Source organism: Nocardia sp. NPDC004568 (genome assembly GCF_040609955.1).
GTDB lineage: Bacteria > Actinomycetota > Actinomycetes > Mycobacteriales > Mycobacteriaceae > Nocardia.
The window spans coordinates 137851-162071 of record NZ_JBEXLL010000004.1; the positions used below are offsets into that span (position 1 = coordinate 137851).

The 24221-nt window shown below is 69.9% G+C and carries 27 protein-coding genes; 6 read left to right on the forward strand and 21 right to left on the reverse strand.

Going from position 1 to position 24221, the window contains the following annotated elements; genetic code table 11:
* Window positions 1-171 precede the first annotated feature (171 nt).
* The gene (locus tag ABZV91_RS03520; RefSeq protein ID WP_355234924.1) at window positions 172-783 is read left to right on the forward strand and encodes a hypothetical protein; all 612 of its coding nucleotides are present in this window, start codon (window positions 172-174) and stop codon (window positions 781-783) included.
* A 107-nt stretch (window positions 784-890) separates the two neighbouring features.
* Here the strand turns inward: ABZV91_RS03520 and ABZV91_RS03525 are convergent, their stop codons facing one another.
* On the reverse strand, window positions 891-1064 hold the full coding sequence (locus ABZV91_RS03525) for a CsbD family protein (RefSeq protein ID WP_355234927.1): 174 nt from the start codon (window positions 1062-1064) through the stop codon (window positions 891-893).
* Between the two features lie 274 nt (window positions 1065-1338).
* On the opposite strand from ABZV91_RS03525, the gene ABZV91_RS03530 reads away from it, so the two are divergent.
* On the forward strand, window positions 1339-2376 hold the full coding sequence (locus ABZV91_RS03530) for a hotdog domain-containing protein (RefSeq protein WP_355234772.1): 1038 nt from the start codon (window positions 1339-1341) through the stop codon (window positions 2374-2376).
* A gap of 25 nt (window positions 2377-2401) precedes the next feature.
* Here the strand turns inward: ABZV91_RS03530 and ABZV91_RS03535 are convergent, their stop codons facing one another.
* Window positions 2402-4408 carry a heavy metal translocating P-type ATPase gene (locus tag ABZV91_RS03535; protein ID WP_355234774.1) on the reverse strand — a complete coding sequence of 669 codons (2007 nt, stop codon included), beginning with the start codon at window positions 4406-4408 and terminating at the stop codon, window positions 2402-2404.
* A gap of 92 nt (window positions 4409-4500) precedes the next feature.
* On the opposite strand from ABZV91_RS03535, the gene ABZV91_RS03540 reads away from it, so the two are divergent.
* Window positions 4501-4863 carry a metalloregulator ArsR/SmtB family transcription factor gene (locus tag ABZV91_RS03540; protein ID WP_355234777.1) on the forward strand — a complete coding sequence of 121 codons (363 nt, stop codon included), beginning with the start codon at window positions 4501-4503 and terminating at the stop codon, window positions 4861-4863.
* A 44-nt stretch (window positions 4864-4907) separates the two neighbouring features.
* On the opposite strand, the gene ABZV91_RS03545 is transcribed toward ABZV91_RS03540, so the two are convergent.
* A complete protein-coding gene (locus ABZV91_RS03545) occupies window positions 4908-5258 on the reverse strand; it encodes a metalloregulator ArsR/SmtB family transcription factor (protein ID WP_355234780.1) in 351 nt (116 codons plus the stop codon).
* 43 nt (window positions 5259-5301) lie between these two features.
* Here ABZV91_RS03545 and ABZV91_RS03550 point away from each other — a divergent pair, with 43 nt between their 5' ends.
* Complete coding sequence (locus tag ABZV91_RS03550; RefSeq protein WP_355234783.1) at window positions 5302-6639, forward strand: MFS transporter; 1338 nt, start codon at window positions 5302-5304, stop codon at window positions 6637-6639.
* Here ABZV91_RS03550 and ABZV91_RS03555 read toward each other — a convergent pair.
* The 18 genes from ABZV91_RS03555 to hypA all read right to left on the reverse strand — a co-directional run bounded on the left by ABZV91_RS03555 (window position 6609) and on the right by hypA (window position 22269).
* Window positions 6609-7385 carry a DUF6390 family protein gene (locus ABZV91_RS03555; protein WP_355234786.1) on the reverse strand — a complete coding sequence of 259 codons (777 nt, stop codon included), beginning with the start codon at window positions 7383-7385 and terminating at the stop codon, window positions 6609-6611. The two genes, ABZV91_RS03550 and ABZV91_RS03555, sit on opposite strands and share 31 nt — an antisense overlap.
* The gene (locus tag ABZV91_RS03560; protein ID WP_355234930.1) at window positions 7382-8443 is read right to left on the reverse strand and encodes a HoxN/HupN/NixA family nickel/cobalt transporter; all 1062 of its coding nucleotides are present in this window, start codon (window positions 8441-8443) and stop codon (window positions 7382-7384) included. The genes ABZV91_RS03555 and ABZV91_RS03560 overlap by 4 nt, the downstream gene beginning before the upstream one ends.
* A 93-nt stretch (window positions 8444-8536) precedes the next feature.
* Entirely contained in the window at window positions 8537-9616 is a 1080-nt protein-coding gene (gene hypE, locus ABZV91_RS03565; protein ID WP_355234788.1) for a hydrogenase expression/formation protein HypE, read from the reverse strand.
* The gene (gene hypD, locus ABZV91_RS03570; protein WP_355234791.1) at window positions 9609-10721 is read right to left on the reverse strand and encodes a hydrogenase formation protein HypD; all 1113 of its coding nucleotides are present in this window, start codon (window positions 10719-10721) and stop codon (window positions 9609-9611) included. Before hypD ends, hypE begins: the two co-directional genes overlap by 8 nt.
* Window positions 10718-11041, reverse strand: coding sequence for a HypC/HybG/HupF family hydrogenase formation chaperone (locus tag ABZV91_RS03575; RefSeq protein WP_063127075.1), 324 nt, complete (start codon window positions 11039-11041; stop codon window positions 10718-10720). Before ABZV91_RS03575 ends, hypD begins: the two co-directional genes overlap by 4 nt.
* A gap of 19 nt (window positions 11042-11060) precedes the next feature.
* Window positions 11061-13331 carry a carbamoyltransferase HypF gene (gene hypF / locus ABZV91_RS03580; RefSeq protein WP_355234794.1) on the reverse strand — a complete coding sequence of 757 codons (2271 nt, stop codon included), beginning with the start codon at window positions 13329-13331 and terminating at the stop codon, window positions 11061-11063.
* Entirely contained in the window at window positions 13328-13570 is a 243-nt protein-coding gene (locus ABZV91_RS03585; protein ID WP_355234933.1) for a HypC/HybG/HupF family hydrogenase formation chaperone, read from the reverse strand. The genes hypF and ABZV91_RS03585 overlap by 4 nt, the downstream gene beginning before the upstream one ends.
* Window positions 13571-13572: 2 nt before the next feature.
* A complete protein-coding gene (locus ABZV91_RS03590) occupies window positions 13573-14037 on the reverse strand; it encodes a hydrogenase maturation protease (protein ID WP_355234796.1) in 465 nt (154 codons plus the stop codon).
* 12 nt (window positions 14038-14049) lie between these two features.
* Window positions 14050-14367, reverse strand: a complete 318-nt coding sequence (locus ABZV91_RS03595; protein ID WP_355234799.1) for a hypothetical protein — start codon at window positions 14365-14367, stop codon at window positions 14050-14052.
* Between the two features lie 22 nt (window positions 14368-14389).
* Window positions 14390-14512: a hypothetical protein gene (locus ABZV91_RS03600; RefSeq protein WP_355234944.1), complete on the reverse strand. Its 123-nt coding sequence runs from the start codon at window positions 14510-14512 to the stop codon at window positions 14390-14392.
* Window positions 14513-14522: 10 nt separating this feature from the next.
* Entirely contained in the window at window positions 14523-15905 is a 1383-nt protein-coding gene (locus ABZV91_RS03605) for a hypothetical protein (protein ID WP_355234802.1), read from the reverse strand.
* Window positions 15902-16549 (reverse strand): DUF6084 family protein, encoded by a 648-nt coding sequence (locus tag ABZV91_RS03610; protein WP_355234804.1) that lies wholly within the window; start codon window positions 16547-16549, stop codon window positions 15902-15904. The genes ABZV91_RS03605 and ABZV91_RS03610 overlap by 4 nt, the downstream gene beginning before the upstream one ends.
* Window positions 16546-17175, reverse strand: coding sequence for a DUF5947 family protein (locus ABZV91_RS03615; RefSeq protein ID WP_355234807.1), 630 nt, complete (start codon window positions 17173-17175; stop codon window positions 16546-16548). The genes ABZV91_RS03610 and ABZV91_RS03615 overlap by 4 nt, the downstream gene beginning before the upstream one ends.
* Window positions 17172-18086: a NifU family protein gene (locus ABZV91_RS03620; protein ID WP_355234810.1), complete on the reverse strand. Its 915-nt coding sequence runs from the start codon at window positions 18084-18086 to the stop codon at window positions 17172-17174. The genes ABZV91_RS03615 and ABZV91_RS03620 overlap by 4 nt, the downstream gene beginning before the upstream one ends.
* A gap of 27 nt (window positions 18087-18113) precedes the next feature.
* Window positions 18114-19910 (reverse strand): nickel-dependent hydrogenase large subunit, encoded by a 1797-nt coding sequence (locus ABZV91_RS03625; RefSeq protein WP_355234813.1) that lies wholly within the window; start codon window positions 19908-19910, stop codon window positions 18114-18116.
* Window positions 19911-19924: 14 nt separating this feature from the next.
* Window positions 19925-20980 carry a hydrogenase expression protein HypE gene (locus ABZV91_RS03630; RefSeq protein ID WP_355234816.1) on the reverse strand — a complete coding sequence of 352 codons (1056 nt, stop codon included), beginning with the start codon at window positions 20978-20980 and terminating at the stop codon, window positions 19925-19927.
* Window positions 20981-21061: 81 nt separating this feature from the next.
* On the reverse strand, window positions 21062-21937 hold the full coding sequence (gene hypB, locus ABZV91_RS03635) for a hydrogenase nickel incorporation protein HypB (protein ID WP_355234819.1): 876 nt from the start codon (window positions 21935-21937) through the stop codon (window positions 21062-21064).
* Window positions 21901-22269, reverse strand: coding sequence for a hydrogenase maturation nickel metallochaperone HypA (gene hypA / locus ABZV91_RS03640; RefSeq protein WP_355234936.1), 369 nt, complete (start codon window positions 22267-22269; stop codon window positions 21901-21903). The genes hypB and hypA overlap by 37 nt, the downstream gene beginning before the upstream one ends.
* A 147-nt stretch (window positions 22270-22416) precedes the next feature.
* On the opposite strand from hypA, the gene ABZV91_RS03645 reads away from it, so the two are divergent.
* Together ABZV91_RS03645 and ABZV91_RS03650 are read left to right on the forward strand one after the other, a co-directional pair.
* Complete coding sequence (locus ABZV91_RS03645; RefSeq protein WP_355234822.1) at window positions 22417-22890, forward strand: YciI family protein; 474 nt, start codon at window positions 22417-22419, stop codon at window positions 22888-22890.
* Complete coding sequence (locus tag ABZV91_RS03650) at window positions 22808-24046, forward strand: DUF6596 domain-containing protein (protein ID WP_355234825.1); 1239 nt, start codon at window positions 22808-22810, stop codon at window positions 24044-24046. Before ABZV91_RS03645 ends, ABZV91_RS03650 begins: the two co-directional genes overlap by 83 nt.
* Window positions 24047-24221 lie beyond the last annotated feature (175 nt).

The following is a 24221-nucleotide window of genomic DNA, read 5'->3' on the forward strand; positions in this document are numbered from 1 at the left end:
GCGCCGGATCCCCTCTGCCGGAAGAAAAGGTCGCGAGCCACTCGACCGGTCACACCGGTATCCAGTTGTGCACAGGTGGCTCTGTACGAAGGGGCCAGATACGGGGAAGCTCGTGCCGTGATCGTACGTCTCACCGCACTGTTCGCCGGGCTCTGGCTGTACGGCTTCTCGATGGCCGTGATGACCCGCGCCGCAGTCGGTTTGGACCCGTGGGATGTCTTTCATCAGGGGGTCACCCGGCACCTGCCCATGAGCTTCGGCACGGTGACCGTGCTGACCGGCGCGGTGGTACTACTGGCCTGGATTCCGCTGCGCCAGTGGCCCGGTGTGGGAACGGTGAGCAATGTGATACTCGTGGGCGTTTCGGTCGATACGGGACTCCGGCTCCTCCCGTACTGGGAGTCGATGCCGGTCCGGCTGGGGGTGATGGTGCTCGCGGTCGCGCTCAACGCACTGGCCAGCGTGCTGTACATCGGCGCGGGGCTGGGGCCGGGCCCGCGCGACGGTCTGATGACGGGACTCGCCCGCCGGACCGGATGGTCGATCCGCCGGGTCCGAACCGTCATCGAGCTGACCGTGTTGAGCACGGGCTGGCTGCTCGGCGGCAGCGTCGGTCTCGGCACTGTGGTCTACGCGGTCGCCATCGGACCGCTGATCCAGCTCATGATTCCGCTGGTGGCCGGCCGGTTGCCCGGGTTCGATCCCCCGTCGACCCCGCGGTCCCCGGACGCGGTCCGCGGACCGGCCGGGCGCGATGACGGCGCGGTTCCCTCCGGCACGTGATCCCGGTGGCCGCCGCGGGAGCCACGAGCCGGATCCGGCGCTCCGGGCCCGGTCCGGACATGCGGCGGGCGACGCCGGTATCCGGCGTCGCCCGCTCGACGGCTCGATCAGTCGCGGAAGGCGTCCTTCACCTTCTCACCCGCGTCCTTCAGGTTGGATTTGGTCTGGTCGGCCTTGCCTTCGTTCTTCGTCTCGTCGTCGCCGGTGGCCTTCCCGAGCTTTTCCTTGGCCTGACCGGCGAGACCTTCGGCTTTGTTGTCGAGCTTGTCCTTGGCGCTCATCACCTGTGCCCTCTCGTCGGATGCCGACCGGCCGGCGGTTCGGCCGATCCCTGGGCGGATAACCACCACGCGCTCCCTCAAACACCCATCCGCGGTGACTCTCGCGGAAACCGCGGCGCACCGTCCACCCCATGGGGCCCACACCGAGGAGATCGGCGGGTTCCCGGCCGCGGGCGGTGTCCTACTCGCCCGTAGCGCCGCACCTGCCTATTCTGCTCCGACGACAACGGAGTCGGGGACCGTACCTCCACCACCCGAGCAGATCGGCAGGCCCGTGAACGCCACAACCATCGACCCCCTCCCGACTCCGGCCGCGACCGGTAGACGGTCCGAGGCGATCCACCGCTTCCTCGTCAAACCCGCTGACGCGGGTATCGCGGGCGCGGTGGACGGCGGCAAGCTTCTCGAATGGATCGACAAGGTCGCCTACGCCGCGGCGGCCCAATGGAGCGGCCGCTACTGCGTCACCGCCTATGTCGGCAACATCCACCTCGACCGCCCGATCGCGGTCGGGGAACTCGTCGAATTGCACGCGAACCTCGTGTACACCGGCCGGACGAGCATGCATATCCTGGTCAGCGTCTATTCGACCGACCCCACGCGGCAGAAACCCGTGCAGACGGCACAGTGCCTCACGATCTTCGTCGCGGTCGACGAGGCACGGCGCACGGTAGAGGTGCCCCAGTGGGAGCCGGCCACGATTCTCGAATTGCGCCGCCATCGGCAGGCCCGGGCCCGGATCTCGGTCCGGAAGCGCATCGAGGAGGCCATGGCGGTGCAGCGCTACACCGCCGCCGGTACCGCGCCGAGCGCGACATTACGCTTCCTGGCCGCGCCCTCGGATATCAACTGGGGCGGCAAGGTGCACGGCGGCCGCACGATGGGATGGATCGACGAGGCCGCCTACGTCTGCGGCGCCGACTGGGCCGGTCAGCATGTGATCACCTCCTATTTCGGCGGGATCCGCTTCTACCGGCCGATCGTCATCGGCCATATCGTGGAGGTCACCGCGCGGCTGATCCACACCGGGCCGCGCAGTATGCACATCAGCGCGCACGTGACCGCGACCGACCCGCACGCCGACGAGCCGGCCCTCGCCGCGCACGGCCTCGCCGTGGTGGTGGCGGTGGACGCCGCCGGCAAAGCACGACCCATCCAGCAGTGGACGCCGGTCTCCGACGAGGACCGGTCCCTGGCGGCCCACGCCCGTCACCTCGTGGATCTACGCGCCGAGGTCGAACCGTTCGCCACCGCCGCCGATCTGCCGGCCGACGCCGAACCCAGCCATTTCCGCGCACCCCTCCCGGGCTGAGTCAGCCCCGGGAGGGACCGCCCGGTCATCTCGCGGGAACCGCGACCGGCCGGGCGTTCGAGTGGGCCCCGGCGGCGCGCCGCCAGGCCGCGCCGCGCAGCAGGCGCAGGCCGTTGAGCCCGACAATGATCGTGGAGCCCTCGTGGCCGGCCACGCCGAGTGGCAGCGGCAGGGTGCCCAGCAGATCCCATACGACCAGCACCACGATGAACGATCCGGCGATGACCAGATTCGCGATCACGACGCGGCGGGCGCGCCGGGCCAGCGCGAGCACCGCGGGAATGGCGGTGAGATCGTCGCGGACCACCACGGCATCGGCGGTCCGCAGCGTGAGATCCGATCCGGCGCCGCCCATGGCGATCCCGGCGTGCGCGGCCGCGAGAGCCGGAGCGTCGTTGACCCCGTCGCCCACGACCGTCACCGCGGCGCCGGCGGCGCGTAGCTGCCGGACGGCGGCGACCTTGTCCGCGGGGAGCAACTCGGCCCGGATATCGGTGATACCCACCCGGGCCGCCAACCGCTCGGCGGCCACCCGGTTGTCACCGGTCAGCAGTACCGGGTTCACCCCGGTCAGCTGCCGGGACGCGGTCACCGCGGCCGCGGCGTCCGAGCGCATCTCGTCGGCGAGGGCGAGGACTCCGATCGGCCGGTGGTCGCGGGTGACCACGACCGCGGTGCACCCACGCGCCTGCAGGGCCGCGGCCACGGCCGCGGCCGTCTCGGTATCCGCACCGGGCGCGGCCGCCACCAGTGCCGCGGGTGATCCGACCCCGACGCGATGGTCACCGACGCGGCCGCTCACCCCGCGACCCGGTTCCGCGGCGAAATCACCGACCGCCGGCACGTCGAGTCCGCGCGCGCGAGCGGCCCGGACGATGGACGCGGCGAGCGGGTGTTCGCTGGGCCGTTCCACGGCCGCCGCGAGCCGCAGGACCTCGTCCGCGTCGGACGATTCGGTGGTGGGCCGGATCTCGACCAGTTCCGGAACGCCGCGGGTCAGGGTGCCGGTCTTGTCGAACGCGAGCAGATCGGTGGTGCCGAGTCGCTCCATCACGACGGCGGATTTGACGAGTACCCCGTGCCGCCCGGCGGTCGCGACAGCGGCCAGCAGCGGAGGCATGGTCGCCAGCACGACCGCGCACGGGGAGGCCACGATCATGAAGGTCATCGCACGGAGCAGCGCCCGCTGCAGCGTCTCGCCGAACAGCAGCGGGACGGCGAATATCGCCAGTGTGGCGGCGACCATCGCCACCGAATAGCGCTGCTCGATCTTCTCGATGAACAGCTGCGTGCGGGCCTTGGTCCGGCTCGCCTGTTCCACCAGGGCCGCGATCCGGGCGACGACCGAATCCTGCGCTCGGCGGTCCACCCGGATCCACAGGGCGCCGGTGCCGTTGAGGGTGCCGGCGAAGACCTCGTCACCGGCGGCTCTGTCCACCGGCAGCGGCTCTCCGGTGATGGTGGCCTGATCGACCTCGCTCCCGCCGGATACCACGGTGGCGTCGGCGGGGATGCGTTCGCCGGGTCGCACCACGACCGTATCGCCGATCTCCAGGTCGGCGACCGGAATGGTCTCCTCCTCGTCGTCCGCGGTGATCCGGGTCGCGGTATCCGGCGCCAGATCGAGCAGCCCGCGCACCGAATCCTCGGTCCGCGCGCTCGCGAAGGCCTCCAGCGCACCCGAGGTGGCGAAGATGACGATCAGCAGGGCGCCGTCCCCGACCTGACCGATCGCCGCCGCCCCCAGCGCGGCGGCCACCATCAGCAGATCCACATCCAGCGTCCGCTCCCGCAGCGCGCGTAGCCCGGCCACGGTGGGTTCCCAGCCGCCCGCGCCGTAGCAGGCCAGGTAGAGCGCCCACCACGACCATGCCGGGCCACCGGCCAGTTGTGTCGCGACACCGGCCGCGAAGAGCACCACCGCCGCCGCCGCCCACCGGCTTTCGGGAAGCTCGAAGAGTTTCGTCCGGCGCACGGTCGCGGGATCGGGTACGCGCGTCGAATCGGCGGGCGTACGCGTCGGGACGGCCACAGGTCACCTCCACAGCAGAAGAGAACGTCCGCCGAACGTACCAGAACATATGAAGACGTCTTCATTTATGCTGGTTGATATGCTGTCTGCTTATGGGACACGGGGTCGAAGGCCGGGACCACCCGATCGCGCGGCTGGACGCGGACGCGGCGGCCCGCGTCGCGACCACTTTGCAGGCGCTGGCCACCCCCAGCCGGCTACTCATCCTGAGCGAGTTACGCCAGGGCCCCCTCCCGGTGACCGAACTGGCGACGGCGGTCGGGATGGAACAGTCGGCGGTATCGCACCAGCTACGGCTTCTGCGCAACCTCGGCCTGGTCACCGGCGCCCGCGCCGGACGCAGCATCGTCTACAGCCTCTACGACAGCCATGTCGCCCAGCTGCTCGACGAGGCGATCTATCACAGCGAACACCTCCGCCTGGGTCTCGCCGACCGCCCCGAAGCGGCGGGCTGAGCACGACCGGAACCGGCGGGCCCACCACCACCGGAGCCGGGATCTCAGTCGTGGTCCGGTATTCCGCGCACCCGGTGTTCGGCGGCGTTCAGCGTCTCGACCAGGAGCCGGCGCACATGGCCACCCCGGGTGCGGTAGAGCATGCGGCGGCCGGCCCGGCGGCGGACCACCAGCCCGGCCAGTTCGAGCTTGGCCAGATGCTGCGAGACCGCCGGCCGGGCCAGCGAAACCCGGGCGGCCAGGGAACCGACATCCAGCTCGTCGTCGCCGCTCAGTAGCCACAACAGCCGCAACCGGGTGGGATCGGACAGCATCCGCAGCGCCGTCGAGGCCGCGTCGACGAGATCCGGAGACGGAAGCTCGGACCAATGACTACTAGAATCGTGTGCGTACACGAGCACATATTCTGCCTGCTCGGCACGAGCGAGGAGTCGAGGGTTGTCACTGTTCGCCCATCGCGCCTACCGGCGTCTGTTCGCGGCGCAGGTGTCGGCCCTGTGCGGCACCGGTCTGGCCACCGTCGCGCTGGGGCTGCTCGCCTATGAGCTCGCCGGACCGGACGCGGGCCTCGTCCTCGGCACCGCGCTGACGATCAAGATGGCGGTGTACGTCACGGTCGCGCCTGTGGCGGCGGCCTACGCCGACCGGCTGCCGCGACGCGGGGTGCTGGTGGTGCTGGACCTGGTGCGCGTCGCGGCGGCGCTGAGTCTGCCGTTCGTACACGAGGTATGGCAGGTCTATCTGTCGGTCGCGGTCCTACAGACCGCCTCGGCCGTGTTCACCCCGGCCTTCCAGGCCACGCTGCCCGATATCCTGCCCGACGAACGCGACTACACGCGGGCGCTGTCCGCGTCACAACTCGCGGCGGCGATGGAGACCCTGCTCAGCCCGGTGCTGGCGGCGCTGTTGCTCACCGTGCTGGATTTCCACCGATTGTTCGCCGGGACCGCCCTGGGGTTCCTCGCCTCCGCGATCCTGGTCGCGGGTACGGCGATCCCCGATCCGGTCCACCGCGCGACGACCGGTATATGGCACCGGACCGCCGCCGGTCTGCGGATCTTCGCCGCCACCCCGCGGCTGCGCGGCCTGCTCGGAGTGAACCTCGTGGTGGCGGCGGTGGGGTCGGTGGTCATGGTCGATACCGTCAACTACGTCCGCGATGTGCTGGGCGGTTCGCCCGCCGATGTCGCGGTGCTGCTGGCGGCCAACGGGTTCGGCACGATGCTCGCGGCCCTGGTGCTGCCCCGGGTGCTGGACCGGGTCGGTGAGCGCTCGCTCGTGCTGGCCGGGGCGGGGACCCTGGTTCTCGGCATCGCAATGGCGATCACCATGACACTGACCGGGCCCGGGAGCCGGACCGCCGCCCTCGCGGTCTGGGCGCTCATCGGCGCCGGGACCGGGCTGGCGATCACACCCGCCGGACGGGTACTGCGGCGCTCGGCGCATCCGAAGGACCGGCCGGCCCTCTTCGCCGCCCAGTTCTCGCTCTCGCATCTGTGCTGGCTGATCACCTATCCACTCGCGGGCCGGCTCAGCACGTCGGCCGGATTCGTCACCGCCTGGATCGTGCTGGCCCTCGTCGCCGGCGCCGGGCTGGTCGCGGCGGTACGGTACTGGCCACGGCACGATCCCGCCGCGCTCGACCACGTCCACGACGACCGGATCGATCCCGGTCATCTCCACGACGCGGTACCGGTGGGCGCGCACAGCTACCGGCACACCCACACCTTCGTCATCGACGACGATCACCGGCGGTGGCCCACCCCGGTCGGCTGAGCCGCGAGTCGCCGGTTGGTGACCCGCAGTTGCCGAGTGGTCGACGCGGCCAGCGCGCGTGCCTGCACCGTGGTCAGCGGGCCGCACAGCCGGTCCCAGTGCAGAGCGACCAGCCGCCCCGGAGCCACGTCGGGCACAGCGGAGTACCCGTCCTCCCATACGGGCACCGACAGCGCCGCCGGCGCGCTCAACAGCAACCGGCCCTCGTGGAAGTACAGCCGGCGGCGCCGCACCGTCAGTTCGTCGCCGTGCCGGGCCGTCACGGTGGCCCAGCTGATCCGGCAGGAGTCGAGCACCCGGACCGGCTGCGCCCCGCCGCGACCGAGCAACCGGCTCCAGGGGTACACACCGAAGACGTGGAAGCAGTGATTCGCCGCCGCCTCGCCGGCCAGCGACTCCTCGGCGAGGTACTTCCAATAGTGTCCGGCGGCCGGGCCGATCACGGCGAGCAGCTCGGCGACGAAGGCCTCCGGATCCAATCCGGCGCCGACGCCGCCGCCGATCCAGTACGACTCGACGAGCCGGTGATCGAGCGGATCGGCGATACCGGTCATTCGCGACATGACCCGCAGATAAGGCCAGGCGCCGGTGAAACGGCGCGCCGCCGCCCGCACCCGGTCCGCGGAACCGCCGCGCAGGGCCGAGGTCTCGGCCGGGCCGCAGTAGCCGAGCCGGTTGGGCGCGTAGGCGTACCGGGCGAACATTTCGGTTCCCCGGGTGGTGGCGGCCTCGGCGGGGGTGCTCACGGGTCCACCGGCACTCCGCGCCGCCACCGCCGCTCGACGTCCCCGAACCGCCAGACGGCCGCGGCGGCCGCCCAGGTCAGCGCGAAGAGCCCGACGATGACGAACCCCATCGCGCCGAGATCCAGCGCACCGATCCAGGCGAGCGGGCCGGTGGTGAGGTCGAGCTTCTCGGTCAGGATCGAGATGATCTCCTGCGCGCCGATCAACAGGGCCACCGCCACCGACAGGCCGGTGACCACGAAGTTGTAGTAGACCTTGCGGATCGGGCCCGCGAAGGCCCAGCCGTAGGCGAAGTTCATGAACGTCCCGTCCAGGGCGTCGAACAGCGACATACCGGCCGAGAACAGGACGGGCAGAACGAGAATCGCGTACCAGGGCAGATCGGTGGCCGCCGCGCCACCGGCGATCACGAGCAGACCCACCTCGGTGACGGTGTCGAAACCGAGCCCGAACAGCAGCCCGACCGGATACATCTGCCAGGGCCGGCGCACCGCGCGCATCAGCGGACCGAAGACGCGGGTGAGCGCGCCGCGGTCGTCGAGCCGGCGTTCGAGTTCGGCTTCGTCGTACGCACCGCCGCGCAGACCGCGGAACACCCGCCAGATCCCGATCAGCGACATCAGGTTCAGCAACCCGATCAGGATGAGGAAGGTCCCCGACACACCGGTGCCGAAGACGCCGGTCCACTGCCGCCACCGCGAATTGTCGTCCTGCAGATTGACCGCGAGCGCCTTCACCCCGGCCGCCAGCAGGGCGACCAGCACGAACACGATGGTGGAATGCCCGAGGGAGAACCAGAAACCGACCGACAGCGGTTTCTGCTTCTCGGCCACGAGTTTGCGGGTCGTATTGTCGATCGCGGCGATATGGTCGGCGTCGAACGCGTGCCGCATACCCAGGGTGTAGGCGGTGATCCCGAGACCGGCACCGAACACGGCGCCGTCCACGAGATAGCCGCCCGGGACCACCAGGAACAGCAGGGTCGCGAAGCCGGCGAGGTGCAGGGCCGCGATCGTGAGAATCATTCCGGCCACGCTGCGGCGCTGCGCGCGGTCCAGCTCCGACCATCCCGCCCGCACGACCGCCACCGATCTCCGCACCGTCGGTGCACCTCGTTCCTTCCGGGCGGCGGTCCCGGCGGTCCCGCCGCGTCAACAGATCCGCGGCAGCTGCTCACCAGCGGGCAGATCGACCACCCGCGTACCGCCGAGCGCGGTGCGCGCCACCACCATTCCCGGATGCTCCGCGACACAGCGGCCGATCACCGCCGCGTGCGCCCCGAGCGGGTGGGCGCGCATCGCCGCGAGTACCCGCTCCGCGTCCGCGGGCGGGACGAAGGCGACCAGCTTGCCCTCGTTGGCGACATACATCGGATCCAGGCCGAGCAGCCCGCAGGCATCCCGTACCGCGGCAGGCACCGGCAGCGCGGTCTCGTCCAGTGCGATGCCCGTCCCGGCGGCCCGGGCGATCTCGTTCAGCGTCGCGGCCACCCCGCCGCGGGTCGGGTCGCGCAGTACGTGCAGATCCGCACCCGTTTCCAGCATCGCGGCCACCAGGCCGGCCAGCGGTGCGGTATCGCTGAGCACCGTCGTCCCGAACTCCAGGCCCTCCCGGCAACTGAGCACCGCGATACCGTGCACCCCGATCTCACCGCTGACCACGACGATATCGCCGGGTGCGGCGCGTTCGGGCCGGATATCGACGCCGTCGGCGAGGACACCGATACCGGCGGTGTTGATGAAGATGCCGTCGCCGTGCCCGGCGTCCACGACCTTGGTGTCGCCGGTCACCAGCGAGACACCGGCCGCCGACGCCGCGGTCCCGAGTGCCTCGGCCACCCGGGCGATCTCGGAGAGCGCGGTGCCCTCCTCGAGAATGAACGCGGTGGACAGCACCAGGGGCCGCGCACCGGCCATGGCCAGATCGTTGACGGTCCCGTTGACCGCGAGCTCGCCGATCGAACCACCCGGGAACACCAGCGGTTTCACCACGAAGGAATCGGTGGAGAAGGCCAAGCGGGTGCCGTCTACCGCGACGACCGCGGAATCCCCCAGGCCGGCGTCGGCGGCGGCCCCGAAGGCCGGGAGGAACAGGTGCTCGATCAGCTCCCCCGACATCGCCCCGCCGCCGCCGTGACCCATCACGATATTCGGCGCGTCGCGCAGCGGCATCGGGCAGACCCACCCCTCGGCGTCGATCGTCGCCGCGGGGATCATCGGATCCTCACGCATGGGCCACCTCCGCGGGCTGGTCCAGCCGGCGGTACAGGTAGTAGGCGGCGCACGCGCCCTCCGAGGAGACCATGGTGGCGCCCAGCGGGTGTCGCGGGGTGCACTGCGTGCCGAACGCGGCGCATTCGTGAGGTTTGATCAGACCCTGCAGGACCTCCCCGGAGCGGCAGATCGACGATTCGGCCGCGTGCAGTTCGCCCACCGCGAACCGGTGTTCGGCATCGTAGTCGCGGTAGCGCGGCGACAGCCGCCACCCACTGTCCGGGATCACGCCGATCCCCCGCCAGGCCCGGTCGGTGACCTCGAAGACATCCTCGAGCATGGCCTTGGCCGCCGGATTCCCCGCCGCCGAGACCGCGCGCGGATAGGCGTTCTCCACCTCGTGCCGGCCCGCCTCGAGCTGCGCCACCGTGCGGCGGATACCCTCGAGGATATCCAGCGGTTCGAAACCGGTGACCACCATGGGAACCCGGTAGCGCTCGGCCAGCGGGGGATATTCCCGGGTACCCATCACCGTGCACACATGCCCGGCCAGCAGGAACGCCTGTACCCGGCACTGCGGCGATTCCATGATCGCCGCGATCGCCGGCGGCACCAGTACATGCGATACCAGCAGGGAGAAGTTCTCGATACCGAGGCGCTGGGCCTGGTAGACAGTCATCGCGTTGGCCGGGGCCGTGGTCTCGAAACCGATCCCGAAGAAGACCACCTGCCGGTCCGGGTTCGCCTTGGCCAGTTCCAGCGCGTCCAGCGGCGAGTAGACCACCCGGACGTCCCCGCCTTCGCTCTTGACGTGGAAGAGATCCTTCGCGCTGCCCGGCACCCGCAACATATCGCCGAAGGAGCAGAAGATCACGCCCGGCCGGGCGGCGATCTCGAGCGCCTTGTCGATGACCTCCAGCGGGGTGACGCATACCGGGCAGCCCGGGCCGTGGATCATCTCGATCCGGTCCGGCAGCAACTGGTCGATTCCGTGCCGGATGATCGAATGTGTCTGCCCGCCACATACTTCCATCATCGACCACCGGCGGTCGGTGGTCGCGCGGATCCGGTCCAGAAGTTTCTTCGCCAGGTGCGGATCACTGAATTCGTCGAGATATTTCACGGCTCCTCCTCCGGGTCACGCTGTCGTGGCGCCTCGGGGTTGTCCACTCCCGCCTGCGCGGCCGCGACGGCGAAACCATCGGCGAACTCCTCGTTCAACACCCCGAGGTGTTCGAATTCGGCCAGGGTCGCCAGGGCCGATTCCTCGTCCAGCCGCTGGATGGCGAAACCGACGTGCACGACGACGTAGTCGCCGATCGCGGCATCCGGGATGTACTGCAGGCATACGTCTTTGTGCACGCCGCCGAAATCGACGACCGACATGAGCGTGCCGTCGCGCTCCTCGAGGCTGAGTACCTTTCCGGGAACTGCCAGGCACATGATCGTCCTCCTTCTCCGCTCAGCCCGCGGCGACCGCGAGCACCTGACCGAACGCGAGACCGCCGTCGTTGGGCGGCAGCCGGTGATGGGTGAGCACGGTGAAACCGTGGGCCCGCAGCAGCCGCCGGGTGGCCGACAACAGCAGCGCGTTCTGGAACACACCGCCCGAGAGCGCGACGGTCGAGGCCGGACCGGGCCGGACCAGCGCCGTCTCCAGCACCAGCCGCGCGAGCGCGGCGTGGAAACGGGCGCCGATCACCGCGGCAGGCACCGCGTTCGCGGTATCGGCGACCACCGCCGCGAGTACCGGGGCGGGATCGATCGACACCGGGTCGCGGCCGGTATCGATCGCGAACCGGTACTCGACACCGCCCGGATCGCCGTGCCGGGCGACACCTTCGAGTTCGATGGCCGCCTGTGCCTCGTAGTCCACGGTGTGGCGGACCCCGGCCAACGAGGCCACCGCGTCGAACAGCCGGCCCATACTCGAGGTCGGCACGCATCCCAGGCCGGTCGCGAATTGGTGGGCCAGCACCGCGCGTTCGGCCGCCGGGCAGGCGCGGACCGAGGCGATCGCGGGATCCCATTCCATACCCGCTGCCCACAGATGCGCCAGCGCCATCCGATACGGCCGGTGCACGCTCGTATCGCCACCGGCGAGCGGCACGTATTTCAGATGCGCCAGCCGCCGGTAGCCCTTGTAGCCGGCGACCAGGAACTCCCCGCCCCAGACCGCTCCGTCGGGGCCGAATCCGGTGCCGTCGAACGCGACCCCCAGCACCGTGTCGGACGGTCCGAGGCCGTGCTCCCCCATCACCGCGGCGATATGCGCGTGATGGTGCTGCACGGTGCGTACCGGGCGGCCGCCCGCGGCGCGGTGCGCCCACTGCGTGGAGCGGTAGCCCGGGTGGGTGTCGGCGGCGAGCTGGGCGGGGCGCACCCCGGTCAGTTCCCGGAGATGTCGTTCGGTGGCGTCGAAGGCCCGCAGCGTCGCCAGATCGTCCATATCACCGACGTGCTGGCTCAACCAGGCGTACCGGCCGTCGGCCACCGCGCAGACGTTCTTCAGATCGGCCCCCACGGCGAGCGTCGGGGCCACCGGCACCGGCAGTGCGAGTGGCAGCGGTGCGTATCCACGCGACCGGCGCACGGGTGTTTCGACGCCGTCGACGACACGCACCACCGAATCGTCGCAGGGCACCAGGATCCGGCGGTCGTGCCACAGCCAACCGTCGGCCAGCCCGGCGAGGCGCTCGCGGGCGTCCGCGTCCTGGTAGCAGATCGGTTCGCTGCTGCGGTTGCCGGAGGTCATCACGAGCACATCGGGACCGGCCGGGTCGCCGGACAGGCCGAAGAGCAGGATGTGCAGCGGGGTATAGGCCAGCAGTACGCCGAGATCCGGGTTGCCCGGCGCCACGGACCCGGCGACCTGCCGCGTACCGCGCGAGAGCAGGACGATGGGGCGCTGGGGTCCGGTCAGCAGTGCCGCGGCCACGCCGTCGAGCCCGACGATCCCGCGGGCGACCGTGAGGTCCGGCGCCATCACGGCGAACGGTTTTCCGCCGCGCCGTTTCCGGCGGCGCAGTGCGGCCACCGCGGTCTCGTTCATGGCGTCACAGGCCAGGTGATAGCCGCCGACGCCTTTCACGGCCAGAATGCCGCCCGCGCGCAACAGCTCCCGGGCGGCGGCGAGCGGTTCACCACCGCCCGGCCCGGCGTAGTACAGGCGGGGGCCGCACTCCGGGCAGGCGATGGGCTGGGCGTGGAAACGGCGATCGGCGGGATCGTGGTATTCCCGGGCGCAGCGCGCGCACATCGGGAAATCGGCCATCGAGGTCCGCACCCGGTCGTAGGGCAGGGACGCGATGATGGTGAATCGCGGACCACAGTTCGTGCAGTTGACGAATGGGTGCCGGTAACGCCGGTCGGCGGGATCGCGCAGTTCCGCGGCACAGTCCGCGCAGATCGCGATATCGGGTGAGGCGAGCGTACGTCCGCCGCCCGCGGTGGTGTCGGCGATCCGGAAACCGGTACCGCCGCGCACCGGCAGCTCCCGGCACTCGATCGATTCCACCACGGCCAGCGGCGGCGGGACAGTCCGCAGGCGGCGTTCGAACTCCGCGAGGTCGGCGGGGGTCCCCTCGGTTTCGATGAACACGCCGCTGCTGTCGTTGGACACCCGGCCGCTCAGCGAGAGCTCCGCCGCGGTGGTGTAGACGAACGGCCGGAACCCGACGCCCTGCACCACGCCGCGCACCACGAACCGGCGCCGCGCCCGGTCGGCCGTCACGGCTGCTCACCCCGGCCGAGCAGGCGCAGCCCCGCCATCGCCGCGGCCGCGCCGGCGGCGTCGGTCTTCTCCACCGCGAAACCCATATGGATGACGACCCAGTCACCGGGGCCCGCCGGATCCTCCTCGAGCAGACCGATGTTCACCCGCCGCTGTTCACCGGATACGTCCACCACGGCGATCTGGTGGTGGTACCCGTCGGGTACCGCGACGACCCGGCCGGGGATACCGAGGCACATGGTCACACCTCCTGATGTGCGCGGAGCAGTTCGGCGACAACGCGACCGACGGTCGCCACGGCCGTGTCCACCGCGTTGCCGACCGGGACGGACAGTCCGAGCCGCTCGTCCACCGATTCGACCTGGCATCCGACGACCACGGTCGGGGGCACGGTGCCGCCGAGCGCCCGGACACCGGCGAACACTGCCGCCGGGTCCATCGCGTGGGCGTCGAGCGCGGCGGTCTCGGCGCGGTCCGGTTCGGCCCGTATCACCTCGATCCGTCCCGGGGTGCCACGATCCGGCACGGCGTCGACCAGTACCAATGCCTCCCACGGACCGAGCAGGTCGTAGGCGAGGTGCATCCCGCGGATGCCGTAGTCCACTACCCGCGCGCCGGGCGCCGGGTGCTCCGGCAGCCGCCGCACCACCTCGGGTCCGAAACCGTCGTCGCCGAGAAAGATATTGCCGATCCCGGCGATCAGCACGGTATCCGTCGCTCAACCCTTTCCGTCCGTCGGCGTCGTCGCACCGCCGACATCCTGGTCGTCGACCGTCCCGGTCGCTGTCTCCTCCGGTTCGTTCGCCGTCGGTTTGCGCTCCTCGTAGGGCGGAACGGCCGGTTCGCCGCCGCGGGGCGGCTCCGAGGTGAATCCGGTCTCCCGTTCGGCGTCCTCGCCGTGCGCGGAGGTCGTCTCCTCGTGACCGATATCGCCCGGTTCGCGTTCGGTGGGCCCGCCGGCCACGGTGCCCGCACCGGTATCGCGCGAGCCCGGCTCGCCGCGTACCTGCTGTGGTTCTTCTTTCGGGTCCTGCATCGTGTCTCCTTCCGATGCGCCGCTACATATGCCGGATCTTCAGGTATCTCCGGAGATCGGGTACCGACCGCATACCGATGACGACACCGGCTGCCACCACCGCCGCCACCACCGCTGTCGCGATAACGCCCACCATCTGCATCACGCACTTCCTTTCACTTCTCGGGACCGTCGAGCGGTTCCAGTTCGTCGGGCGCGAAATAGAGGTACCGGCCGAACCATTCGTGCAGTTCTGCCGCGGGATCGTCGTCCAGGACGACTCCCACATGCGACTCCCCGTCCACGTCCTGGTGCACCGAGACGACACGCGCGGGCGCACCGTCGACGAACAGATCCTGGGCGTCGGCGCGCCGGGATGGGCGCAGCCGGACCCGGCTGCCCCGGCGCACCAGCACACCCGCCACCGGTACCGCGTCGCGGTCGGGCCGGACGGCACGGTCGGCCGCCGGGTCCCACCAGTCCATCCCGTCCGGCACCTCGGGGACCGGGCGGGGCCGGTCGGCCCACTCCGACCACGGCGGTATCTGCTCGCGGTGCTCGTCGTCGCCGTCGGCTCCGAGCCCGGGTTCCCGTAACACGCCGTGCAGCTGTCGCAGCTCCTCCGGGGAGAGGGCGTCGCAGCGGTCGATGATCTCGGCCGCGCGCGGGTCGGTCGCGCGGGCCTGCGCCTTCTCCTCGTCGGTCATCGTCATCACCCGCAGGGTCAGGATCTCGTCGATCTCGGTGGAGTCGAACAGTTCTCCCGCGCTCTGCGCGGCGATCTCGGGATGGTCGTAGAGGATGATCGGCGAGATCAGCAGCAGACTGCGATCACCCGGCGGGCCCGCGAGCACCGGGAAGCACCGGTGCGATGCGCAGCGGCCGACCGCCGGCGCGGCCGCCGCCGGTGGATCCAGCAACGAGACGAACTGTCCTCCGGTCACCTGCCCAAGGACGTGCGCGCCGATCAGCGAACGGGCGAGGGCGTCCCGGGTCCCGGTCGCGGGCGGGCCCACATTCCGCACCTCCGCCGTGACCCGCAGGAACCGGCCGTCACGCGCGACGGTGAGCGCGAATTCACCGGTGAGCGGCTGCCGGGTCCGCCTCAGGGCCCCGGCCGCCCGCCCCGCGGCGCCGGCGATCTCCTCGGTGTCGACGCCTGCCGGGACCGCCAGCGGACGGACGAGGGACTCCGCCGCCACCGGGCCGACCACGATCTCCTGGGGAACGGCTTCGTCCCAGGAGACCCATGAGCGGTCTCCGGCGGACAGCTCGGCGCGTGGCCGGCCGTCGCCGTCCAGCACCTGCCGCTGCTGGAGCTGCAGGAACCGGATCGTCCACGTCACCACCGGATCCGTGGCCGGATCGAGGACGAACCCGGCCGACAGCGACGACTCCTCGCCGAACCCCGCCGCGGCCGCCCCCGGCGGCCCGAGCACACCGAACTGCCAGCGCGCCATGTTCTTCCGTGTGGTCGACCGGTAGGGATAGAGCAGATAGCCCTCGTAGAGCACCGCGTCGGCGACGGCGCGGGCCCGGGCCAGCGAGTCGGCGGTCACGGCAGTTCCTTCGCGCGCGCGAGCAGCCGGTTCACCGCATCGTCGAAGCCGAGCAGGCCGTGCCCGGATTTGTAGGCGGCCAGCGAGTCGAGGGTGTCCCGGTGCAGACGGACCCAGCCGGTGTTCGGGAAATGCGCGGCCATCAGGTCCTGCCACACCGACAGCGGCATATCGAAGGTGTCCTCGCGGTCCCACGGGATCTGCTGGATCGCGAATCCACCGCTGCCCTTGATGAACACGGTGCCGCTGAACAGAAAGAGCAATGGCACCGAGCCGTCGCGCAGAGCGTGCAGGTATTTCGATCCGGTCACTTCGAAGTCGTAGGTGCACGGCATCGGCAGATCCACCTCGGCGCCGCCGGAGAACCCGGGCACCATGGTGGTGCAGTGCATCCAGAGGAAGGAACGCTGCGTGTCCCGCCACCGGTCGCGCGCGCCGAACAGATCGGTCAGCCCGGCACCCTCTTCGTCGGAGTAGCGCCGCCGCGCCGGTTGGATCCGTACCTGCGCGCGCAGGGCGATCGCGTGGACGGGGTCGTCCGCGAGGGAGGCGATGCCGACCCGGGCGGACAGGATCGGTGCGACGGAGTAGGGCTGGGGCGCGATCTCCAGGACCGCGAACGTCGTCGAGTGCACGGGGCTCATCGCGCGTCCCGGGCCCGGGCGGAGACGTCCGCGAAGAACTCGTCCAGGTAGTCGCGCACATCCTGACCACCGTCGAACCCGCGCCACAGCAGTCGCATCCGGCCGACGAATTCGTAGCAGGCGTCGATCGGCAGCAGCAGACAGCTCGCCCGGCCGATATCGTTGCCGGGGACCCGGATGAGCAGGGCCTCGACATCGGCGGCGAGCACATCCAGCTCCGGATGCCGCCGCAGGATCGTGTGCCATCGGTCCAGCGGCAGTTCCGATTCGGTCGCGCCCGCGGGGCCGGGATAGAAGGCCACGGTCCGGTCCTCCGCGGAGTTGTGGAAGAAGAAGGCCAGCCCCACCGGTATATCCAGCGCGTCCCATTCCGCCGGGCCGATCGTGAACCCGGGGAAGGCGAGATAGCGGTCGGGCACCGCCCGGTACCGCAGGGCCGCCTGCTGGTCCACGAACAGCAGATAGCAGCCGCGGCAGACGCACATCAGCTGCCGGCCCTCGATATCCACGACGTGCCGGTGTTCGGCGGCGATCGGCTCGGCGCACATCTCGCAGCGCTCGCCCACCCGCGCCGGGGGCGGGCGTTCGGCGGTGATCCGCCGGAGCACTCGCGACGGTGTGTTCACCCCGGCACCCCCACCGGTACGGCCACCGACAGTTCACCGGACCGTACGAGCACCGGGAGCGGTTCGAGGTGACCGTCGCCGTCGAGACGCGCACCCGCCCGTACGACATCGAAATGCGCGCGACAGGTCGGACAGCGCAGGACCGCGTCACCGACCGGGTATCCGGCCCGCCGGTGCAGCGCCGCACCCGCGAGCGAATGCCCGCAGGCCGGGCAGTGGTCGCGGTAGGCGAACAGTTGCTCACCCACCCGGCAGGCCAGCACCGTATGGCCGGCTACCGCGAAGCCGCCCACTTCACCGGGAACGAGGTCGGCGAGTTCGGGGACCGCCACCCAGCTGCCCGCCGCCCGGTCCTCCGCGCGCACCCGGGAGAAGAGCGAGTCGGTGGAGATCAGCCCCGCCGGTTCCGGTGGGGCGGCCACGACTTCGATGGCCTCGATCTCCGGGGCGGCGGTACGCACGGCGTCCTCCACCGCCAGTTCCAAGGTCACCGACGAGGACGGGCAGCTGCGACAGCTGCCGGTCAGTTCCAGACGCACCACCCCGTCGACGACGCCGACCAGAGTGACATCGCCGCCGTGCGAACCGAGATACGGCCGCACACTGTCGAGCGCTGCCCGCACCCTGGCCTCCACATCGTGCGGATGCAGCCCGTGCACGAGCAGCAGGCTCGCGACCAGATCATCGCGGGCCAGCAGTTCGACCGCCCCCGGGTCCAGCAGCTCGACCACGCGGGCCAGTCCCGCGCCGTACAACCCGGCCACCTCGCGCACCAGCTCCTCGGCCCGCTCACGGGCGACGGTGCCACCCGCCGAACTGGCCTCCAGCAGCGTCTCGATCCGGTCGCCCGCCGCGCGCCAGCGCTGCCCGTCGGGTGCTGTGTCGTCCCGTTCGCGCGGGGATGCGTCCACTCCGCCCTCCCGTCGCCGGTACCGGACTCACTCCGGTGTGGCCGTCTGCGTCGGTGAATGCAGTTTTCGCAGGCTCTGCCCCTTTCCGAGGTACATGTGCACACCGCACGGCAGACAGGGATCGAAACTGCGGACGGTGCGCATGATGTCGATACCCTTGAAATGCTCGCGGTCGTTCTCCTCGAAGATCGGCTGGCCCTGCACCGCGTCCTCGTACGGACCCGGCGTGCCGTAGCTGTCGCGTGGACTGGCGTTCCACGGGGTGGGCGGATACGGGTGGTAGTTCGCGATCTTCCCGTCCCGGATCACCATGTGGTGCGAGAGCACACCGCGCACCGCCTCGGTGAAACCGCAACCGATGCCCTCCTCGGGCACCTCGAACTCCTCCCAGGTCTTGGTGTGCCCGGCCCGGATCTCCGCCAGCGCCTTCTCCGCGAAATGCAGCGCGCAGGCCGCGGCGTAGGCCTGGAAGTAGGTCCGGGCGCGGTCGCGTTCGATGGTGTTGCTGCCGTGCGCGGGGATCTTCCATTCCAGCGTGACCGGGCCCGCCAGCGCGGTCTTGGGCAGGTTGATCTGCACGCTGTGGCCGGTGGATTTCACGTATCCGATATCGACCAGCCGGGCCAGCGCCGTCGACCACAGGCGTGCCAGCGGCCCGCCGCCGGTGTCCAGGGCCAGGTGGTCGCTGCCGTCGAACCAGCGCGGCGACATGACCCAGCTGTACTTGTCCTCCAGGTCGCGTTTCTGCGGCCGGGGATTGGTGTGCTGATTCCACGGATGCCGCCGGTCCACCGGATTTCCCAGCGGATCGGTCGCCACGAACGTCTCCTGGTCGGTCCAGTCCTCGTAGTACGAACTGCCCAGCAGAATCCGCAGGCCCAGATTGATATCGAGCAGCGAGGTGGTGACCAGCTTGCCGTCGACCACCACACCCGGGGTGACGAACATCTTGCGACCCCAGTCCTCCATGTCCGCATAGGAGAAGTTGCAGAACTCGGGATCCTGGAACGAGCCCCAGCAGCCCAGGAGCGTGCGCCGCAGGCCCACCTTGTCGTAGCCGGGTATCGCGTCGTAGAAGAAGTCGAACAGATCGTCGTGCATCGGCACGACTTTCTTCATGAACTCGACATAGCGCATCAGCCTGGTCATGTAGTCGGTCATCAGCTGGACTGTCGCCACGGTGCCCGGCCCGCCCGGGTACAGCGTCGACGGGTGCACATGCCGGCCCTCCATCAGGCAGAACATCTCGCGGGTGTACCGGCTCACCTGCAGGGCTTCCCGGTAGAACTCCCCGGTGAACGGGTTCAGGGCGCGCATGATGTCGGCGATCGTGCGATAGCCGTGTGCTTGCGCGTGCGGAGCGTCGGTCCGTTCGGCCACCGCGAGCACGCCGGGATTGGTCTCGGCGACCATCTTCTCGCAGAAGTCCACCCCGACCAGGTTCTCCTGGAAGATGTTGTGGTCGAACATGTACTCGGCGGCCTCACCGAGGTTGACGATCCACTCACCCAGATGGGGCGGCTGCACGCCGTAGGCCATGTTCTGGCAGTAGCAGGAGCAGGTCGCGTGGTTGTCGCCGCAGATACCGCAGATGCGGCTGGTGATGAAATGAGCGTCGCGCGGGTCCTTACCCCGCATGAACACCGAGTAGCCACGGAAGATCGAGGAGGTGCTGTGGCACTCCACCACTTCGCTGTTGTCGAAATCGATCTTGGTGTAGATCCCGAGACTGCCGACTATCCGGGTGATCGGATCCCACGCCATCTCGACGAGGCTGTCCGGTTCGATCGTCCGATGTGACGGCTCGGGGATGATCTGTGTCATCGCCTGGACCCTTCCTACCAGGTTCGGGTAGCGCCGGTCTCGAGATTCTCGCCTCGGTGCCGCCAGCGTGGCTCTTTGTCGACGGTACGACCGGTGATGCTGCGGAGGCTGCGGACCACCGATCCATAGAGACCCGAGGCGGCGGAGGAGAACTTCCCGCCGGGCGGCTCGTCCATGAACGGCATGAATTTGTCGGGGAAGCCCGGCATGGTGCACCCGATGCAGATACCGCCCACGTTCGGGCAGCCGCCCACACCGTTGATCCACCCGCGCTTCGGCACATTGCACTTGACCACCGGTCCCCAGCAGCCCAGCTTCACGATGCATTTCGGGGAGCCGTACTCGGTGGCGAAATCGCCTTCCTCGTAATAGCCCGCGCGGTCGCAACCCTCGTGCACGGTCGCGCCGAACAGCCACTTGGGGCGCAGCGCCTCGTCGAGCGGGATCATCGGGGCCTGACCGGTGGCCGTGTAGAGCAGATAGGTGAGCGTCTCCGACAGATTGTCCGGGTGGATGGGGCAGCCGGGCACGCAGACGATCGGGATTCCGGCCTTGCTCTTCCAGTCCCAGCCCAGATAGTCGGGCACGCCCATGGCACCGGTCGGATTACCGGCCATGGCGTGGATACCGCCGTAGGTCGCGCAGGTGCCGGCCGCCACGATGGCCGTGGCCTTCGGGGCGAGGCGGTCCAGCCATTCGCTGGTCGTCAGGGGCTGGCCGGTGGCGGGATCGTTGCCGAATCCGCACCAGTACCCCTCCTCGTGCAATTGTTCGTTCGGTATCGACCCTTCGACGACCAGCACGAACGGGTCGATTTCGCCACGGTCTGCCCGGAAGAACCATTCGAGGAAATCGTCGGCACCGCCGTTGGGACCGCATTCGAAGTCGATGAGCGGCCAGTGCACCGCGACTTTCGGGAGACCAGGGAGGGCGCCGAGGGCGATTTCCTCGACACTGGGCTGGGTGGCGGCGGTCAACGCCACCGAATCGCCGTCGCAACTGAGACCGGCATTGATCCAGAGCACGTGGATCAAGGTCTCTTCGGCTCGGACCGCTTCCTGGGTAGGCATACGCTGCCACCTTCCGGAGTCGAAGCGGGGACTGGCCGTTCCGGCTCGTAGACCACGGATTGTGACTCTGATCACAACAGTCTAGACGGGCCGACCTGCACGCTCAAGACTCGTCGCGGCCGCCCGGCGCTGCTCCGCCAGCCACTCGTACCAGCGGTCGAGCCCCGCGCCGGTGGTCGCCGAGACCGGGAGGAATTCGAGGCCGGGATTGACCGCGCGCGCGTAGTCGGTGCAGGCGGCGAGATCGAAATCCACATACGGCAGCAGGTCGATCTTGTTCACGAGCACCAGACCGGCCGCCGCGAACATATGCGGATACTTCAGCGGTTTGTCCGTTCCCTCGGTCACCGAGATCAGCACGACCTTCCGGTCCTCACCGAGGTCGAACAACGCGGGACACACGAGATTGCCGACGTTCTCGATGAAGAGCACCGTGCCGGGAGCCGGATCCAGCGCGTGCAGGGCCCGGCGGGTCATCTCGGCATCCAGATGGCAACCGGCGCCCGTGTTGACCTGGACGGCCCGCGCTCCGGTCGCGGCGATCCGCTCGGCATCACGCACCGTCTCCTGATCCCCCTCGATCACCGCGATCGGGGTACCGGGCCGCGCGCGGATCGTCCGCTCGAGCAGCGTGGTCTTGCCCGCGCCCGGGGAGCTGGTCATGTTCAATGCCAGGATGCCGCGCTCGCGCAGCCACTCCCGGTTGTGCCGAGCGAGGTGGTCGTTCCTCGCGAGCACCTTCTGCTCCAGCGATACCGTCTCGGTCGCCGGCGGGTGGGTGTGCGGAGGCCCACCGTCGTGTGCGTGCTCATGACCCTCGTGTGCGTGCTCGTGTCCGGGATCGTGCGAATGCGGCGGCCCGTCCGGGCCGTGTTCGTGTCCGGGATCGGCCGGTCCGTCGCGTCCGACCGTGATCACGCCTACCGTGTCGTTTCCACATCCGCAGGTTGCGCACATTCTCGGCTCACTTCCATCGAGCGGATCCGCAGTTCCCGGCCCGCCTCTATCGCCACCTCCGCGCTTCCGCACGGGCACAGCAGGAGCAGGTCGGTGACGGTGAAGTCCGCACCGCAGTCGCGGCAATGCGCCGCACCCGGTACGCACCGGATCTCCAGACTCGCGCCGGCCGCGACGGTGCCCTCGGCGGCGATCTCGAAGGCGAAGCGCAGCGCCTCGGGTACCACGGCGGTCAGCACACCCACCTCGACGGTCACGTGATACACCGCGCGCCCCGCCGCGTGGTCACACACGGCGTCGACAACACTCTGCGCAATCGCGAGTTCGTGCATCATGCTCTCGACTCGTCGAGGGATATCTGGATGCTAGGCCTGATCGATGTAGACATCAACGGTCCGGCTCCGACGTTCTCGGTGAGGATGGTCGTACGGGTCCATCCACGCTCGCAGAAGGAGTCGGTTGTGCAGAAGGAGTCGGTTGTGAAATATGTGGTCCTGATTCATTCCAACCCGCAGCCGTGGGGTCACCCCACCGGCGACTACCTGGCCGAATTCCAGGACCTACCGCAGCGAGAGCGCGACCGCATCTCCGGCGACTTCGAACGGCTGCTCACCGAGATGCAGGAAAAAGGCGAGCTCCTCGGCGGCGAAGCCCTGGGGGCACCCGACTCCGCACGCCTCTACCGGTGGAATGCCGACGGTGGGGCAGTGGCCGGGGACGGGCCCTACTCCGAGGCCAAGGAACACCTGGCCGGTTTCTTCCTGATCGATGTGGAGGACCACGCGCGGGCCGAAGAGATCGCCACCGTGTTCGCCGGACCGGGCGAACGGTGGAACTGCGGCCCACCATGTGGCCCGGAGGCGACGACCGGTGAGTTCGCCGACGGCGGTGGCGGAGGTATGGCGCCGGGAGGCCCCCTACCTCCTCGCTGCCCTCCTGCACCGGCACGGTGATCTCGGTGACTGTGAGGACGCGGCGCAGGAGGCAGCAGCGGCCGCCACGGCGGACTGGGCGCGCAAAGGGATACCTGATCCGCGCGCCTGGCTGATCCGGGTGGCGTCACGGCGGCTCATCGACCGCATGCGGGCCGATCGATCTCGGATCGGCCGCGAGGCCGCGGCCGCTGCGGCGCTCCCCGCCGACGCCCATCTGGCACCGTCCGCCGACGAGAGCGAGCCGGGGTCCGGTGACGACACCCTGCGATTGTTCCTGCTCTGCTGCCATCCGAGCCTGACCCGCCCCTCGCAGGTGGCGCTGACACTGCGTGCTGTGGGCGGCCTGCCGGTCGGCCGGATCGCCGCGGCCTTTCTCGTCCCGGAACGGACGATGACGCAGCGCCTCACCAGGGCGAGGGCGACCCTGCGCGCGGCGGGGGCCCGGTTCGAACTTCCCGCACCCGGGGACCTGGCGCAACGATTGGCCGCCGTACTCGACGTCTGCCATCTGATGTTCACCGCCGGCCATACCGCGAGTGCCGGTGCGCTCGTGCACGATCCGGAGTTGGCCCAGGAGGCATTGCGCCTGACCCGGGAACTGCACCGCGCGGTGCCCGACCACGACGAGGTCACCGGCGCGCTGGCGCTCATGCTGCTCACTCACGCCCGCACCGCGGCCCGCACCGACTCCCACGGCGAGCTGGTGCCGATGGCCGAACAGGATCGCGGCCGCTGGGACCGGCACGCCATCGCCGAAGGCATCGCCCTACTGGAAGAGGTGCTCCCCCGTGGCCGTGTCGGACGCTATCAATTGGAAGCGGCGATAGCCGCTGTCCACGCAGAGGCGCCCACCTGGGCGAGCACCGACTGGCCGCAGATCTGCGTGCTCTACGCAATGCTCCACCGGGTGGCGCCGAGCCCCGCGGTAACCCTCAATCGAGCAGTTGCTGTGTCCATGGTCGGCGGCCCCGATCCGGGTCTGCGACTCACCCACCCGCTACTCGACGACGCGGCGATGCGCCGGCATCACCGCCTCTATGCGGTGCGTGCCCACCTGTTCGAGATGGCCGGTGATCTGCCCGCCGCCGCGGAAAACTACCGACGCGCGGCCGCGCTCACCACCAGCCTGCCCGAGCAACGATATCTGAACGCCCGACTCGCGCGGGTCATATGACGTCCGGTGGACCGATCGGCCGGTTTCCCGCCGATGACTCGACTCACCTGCCCTCCGACCCGCCGTCCCGCTGCTCCATATCCCGCTCGACCGCCGCGCCGTGGCCCCGGCGCGGCGGTCGAGCGGCGTCCGCTCCGCATCGGCTACGCGGATTCTTCCGGGCCCCTACGCAGAC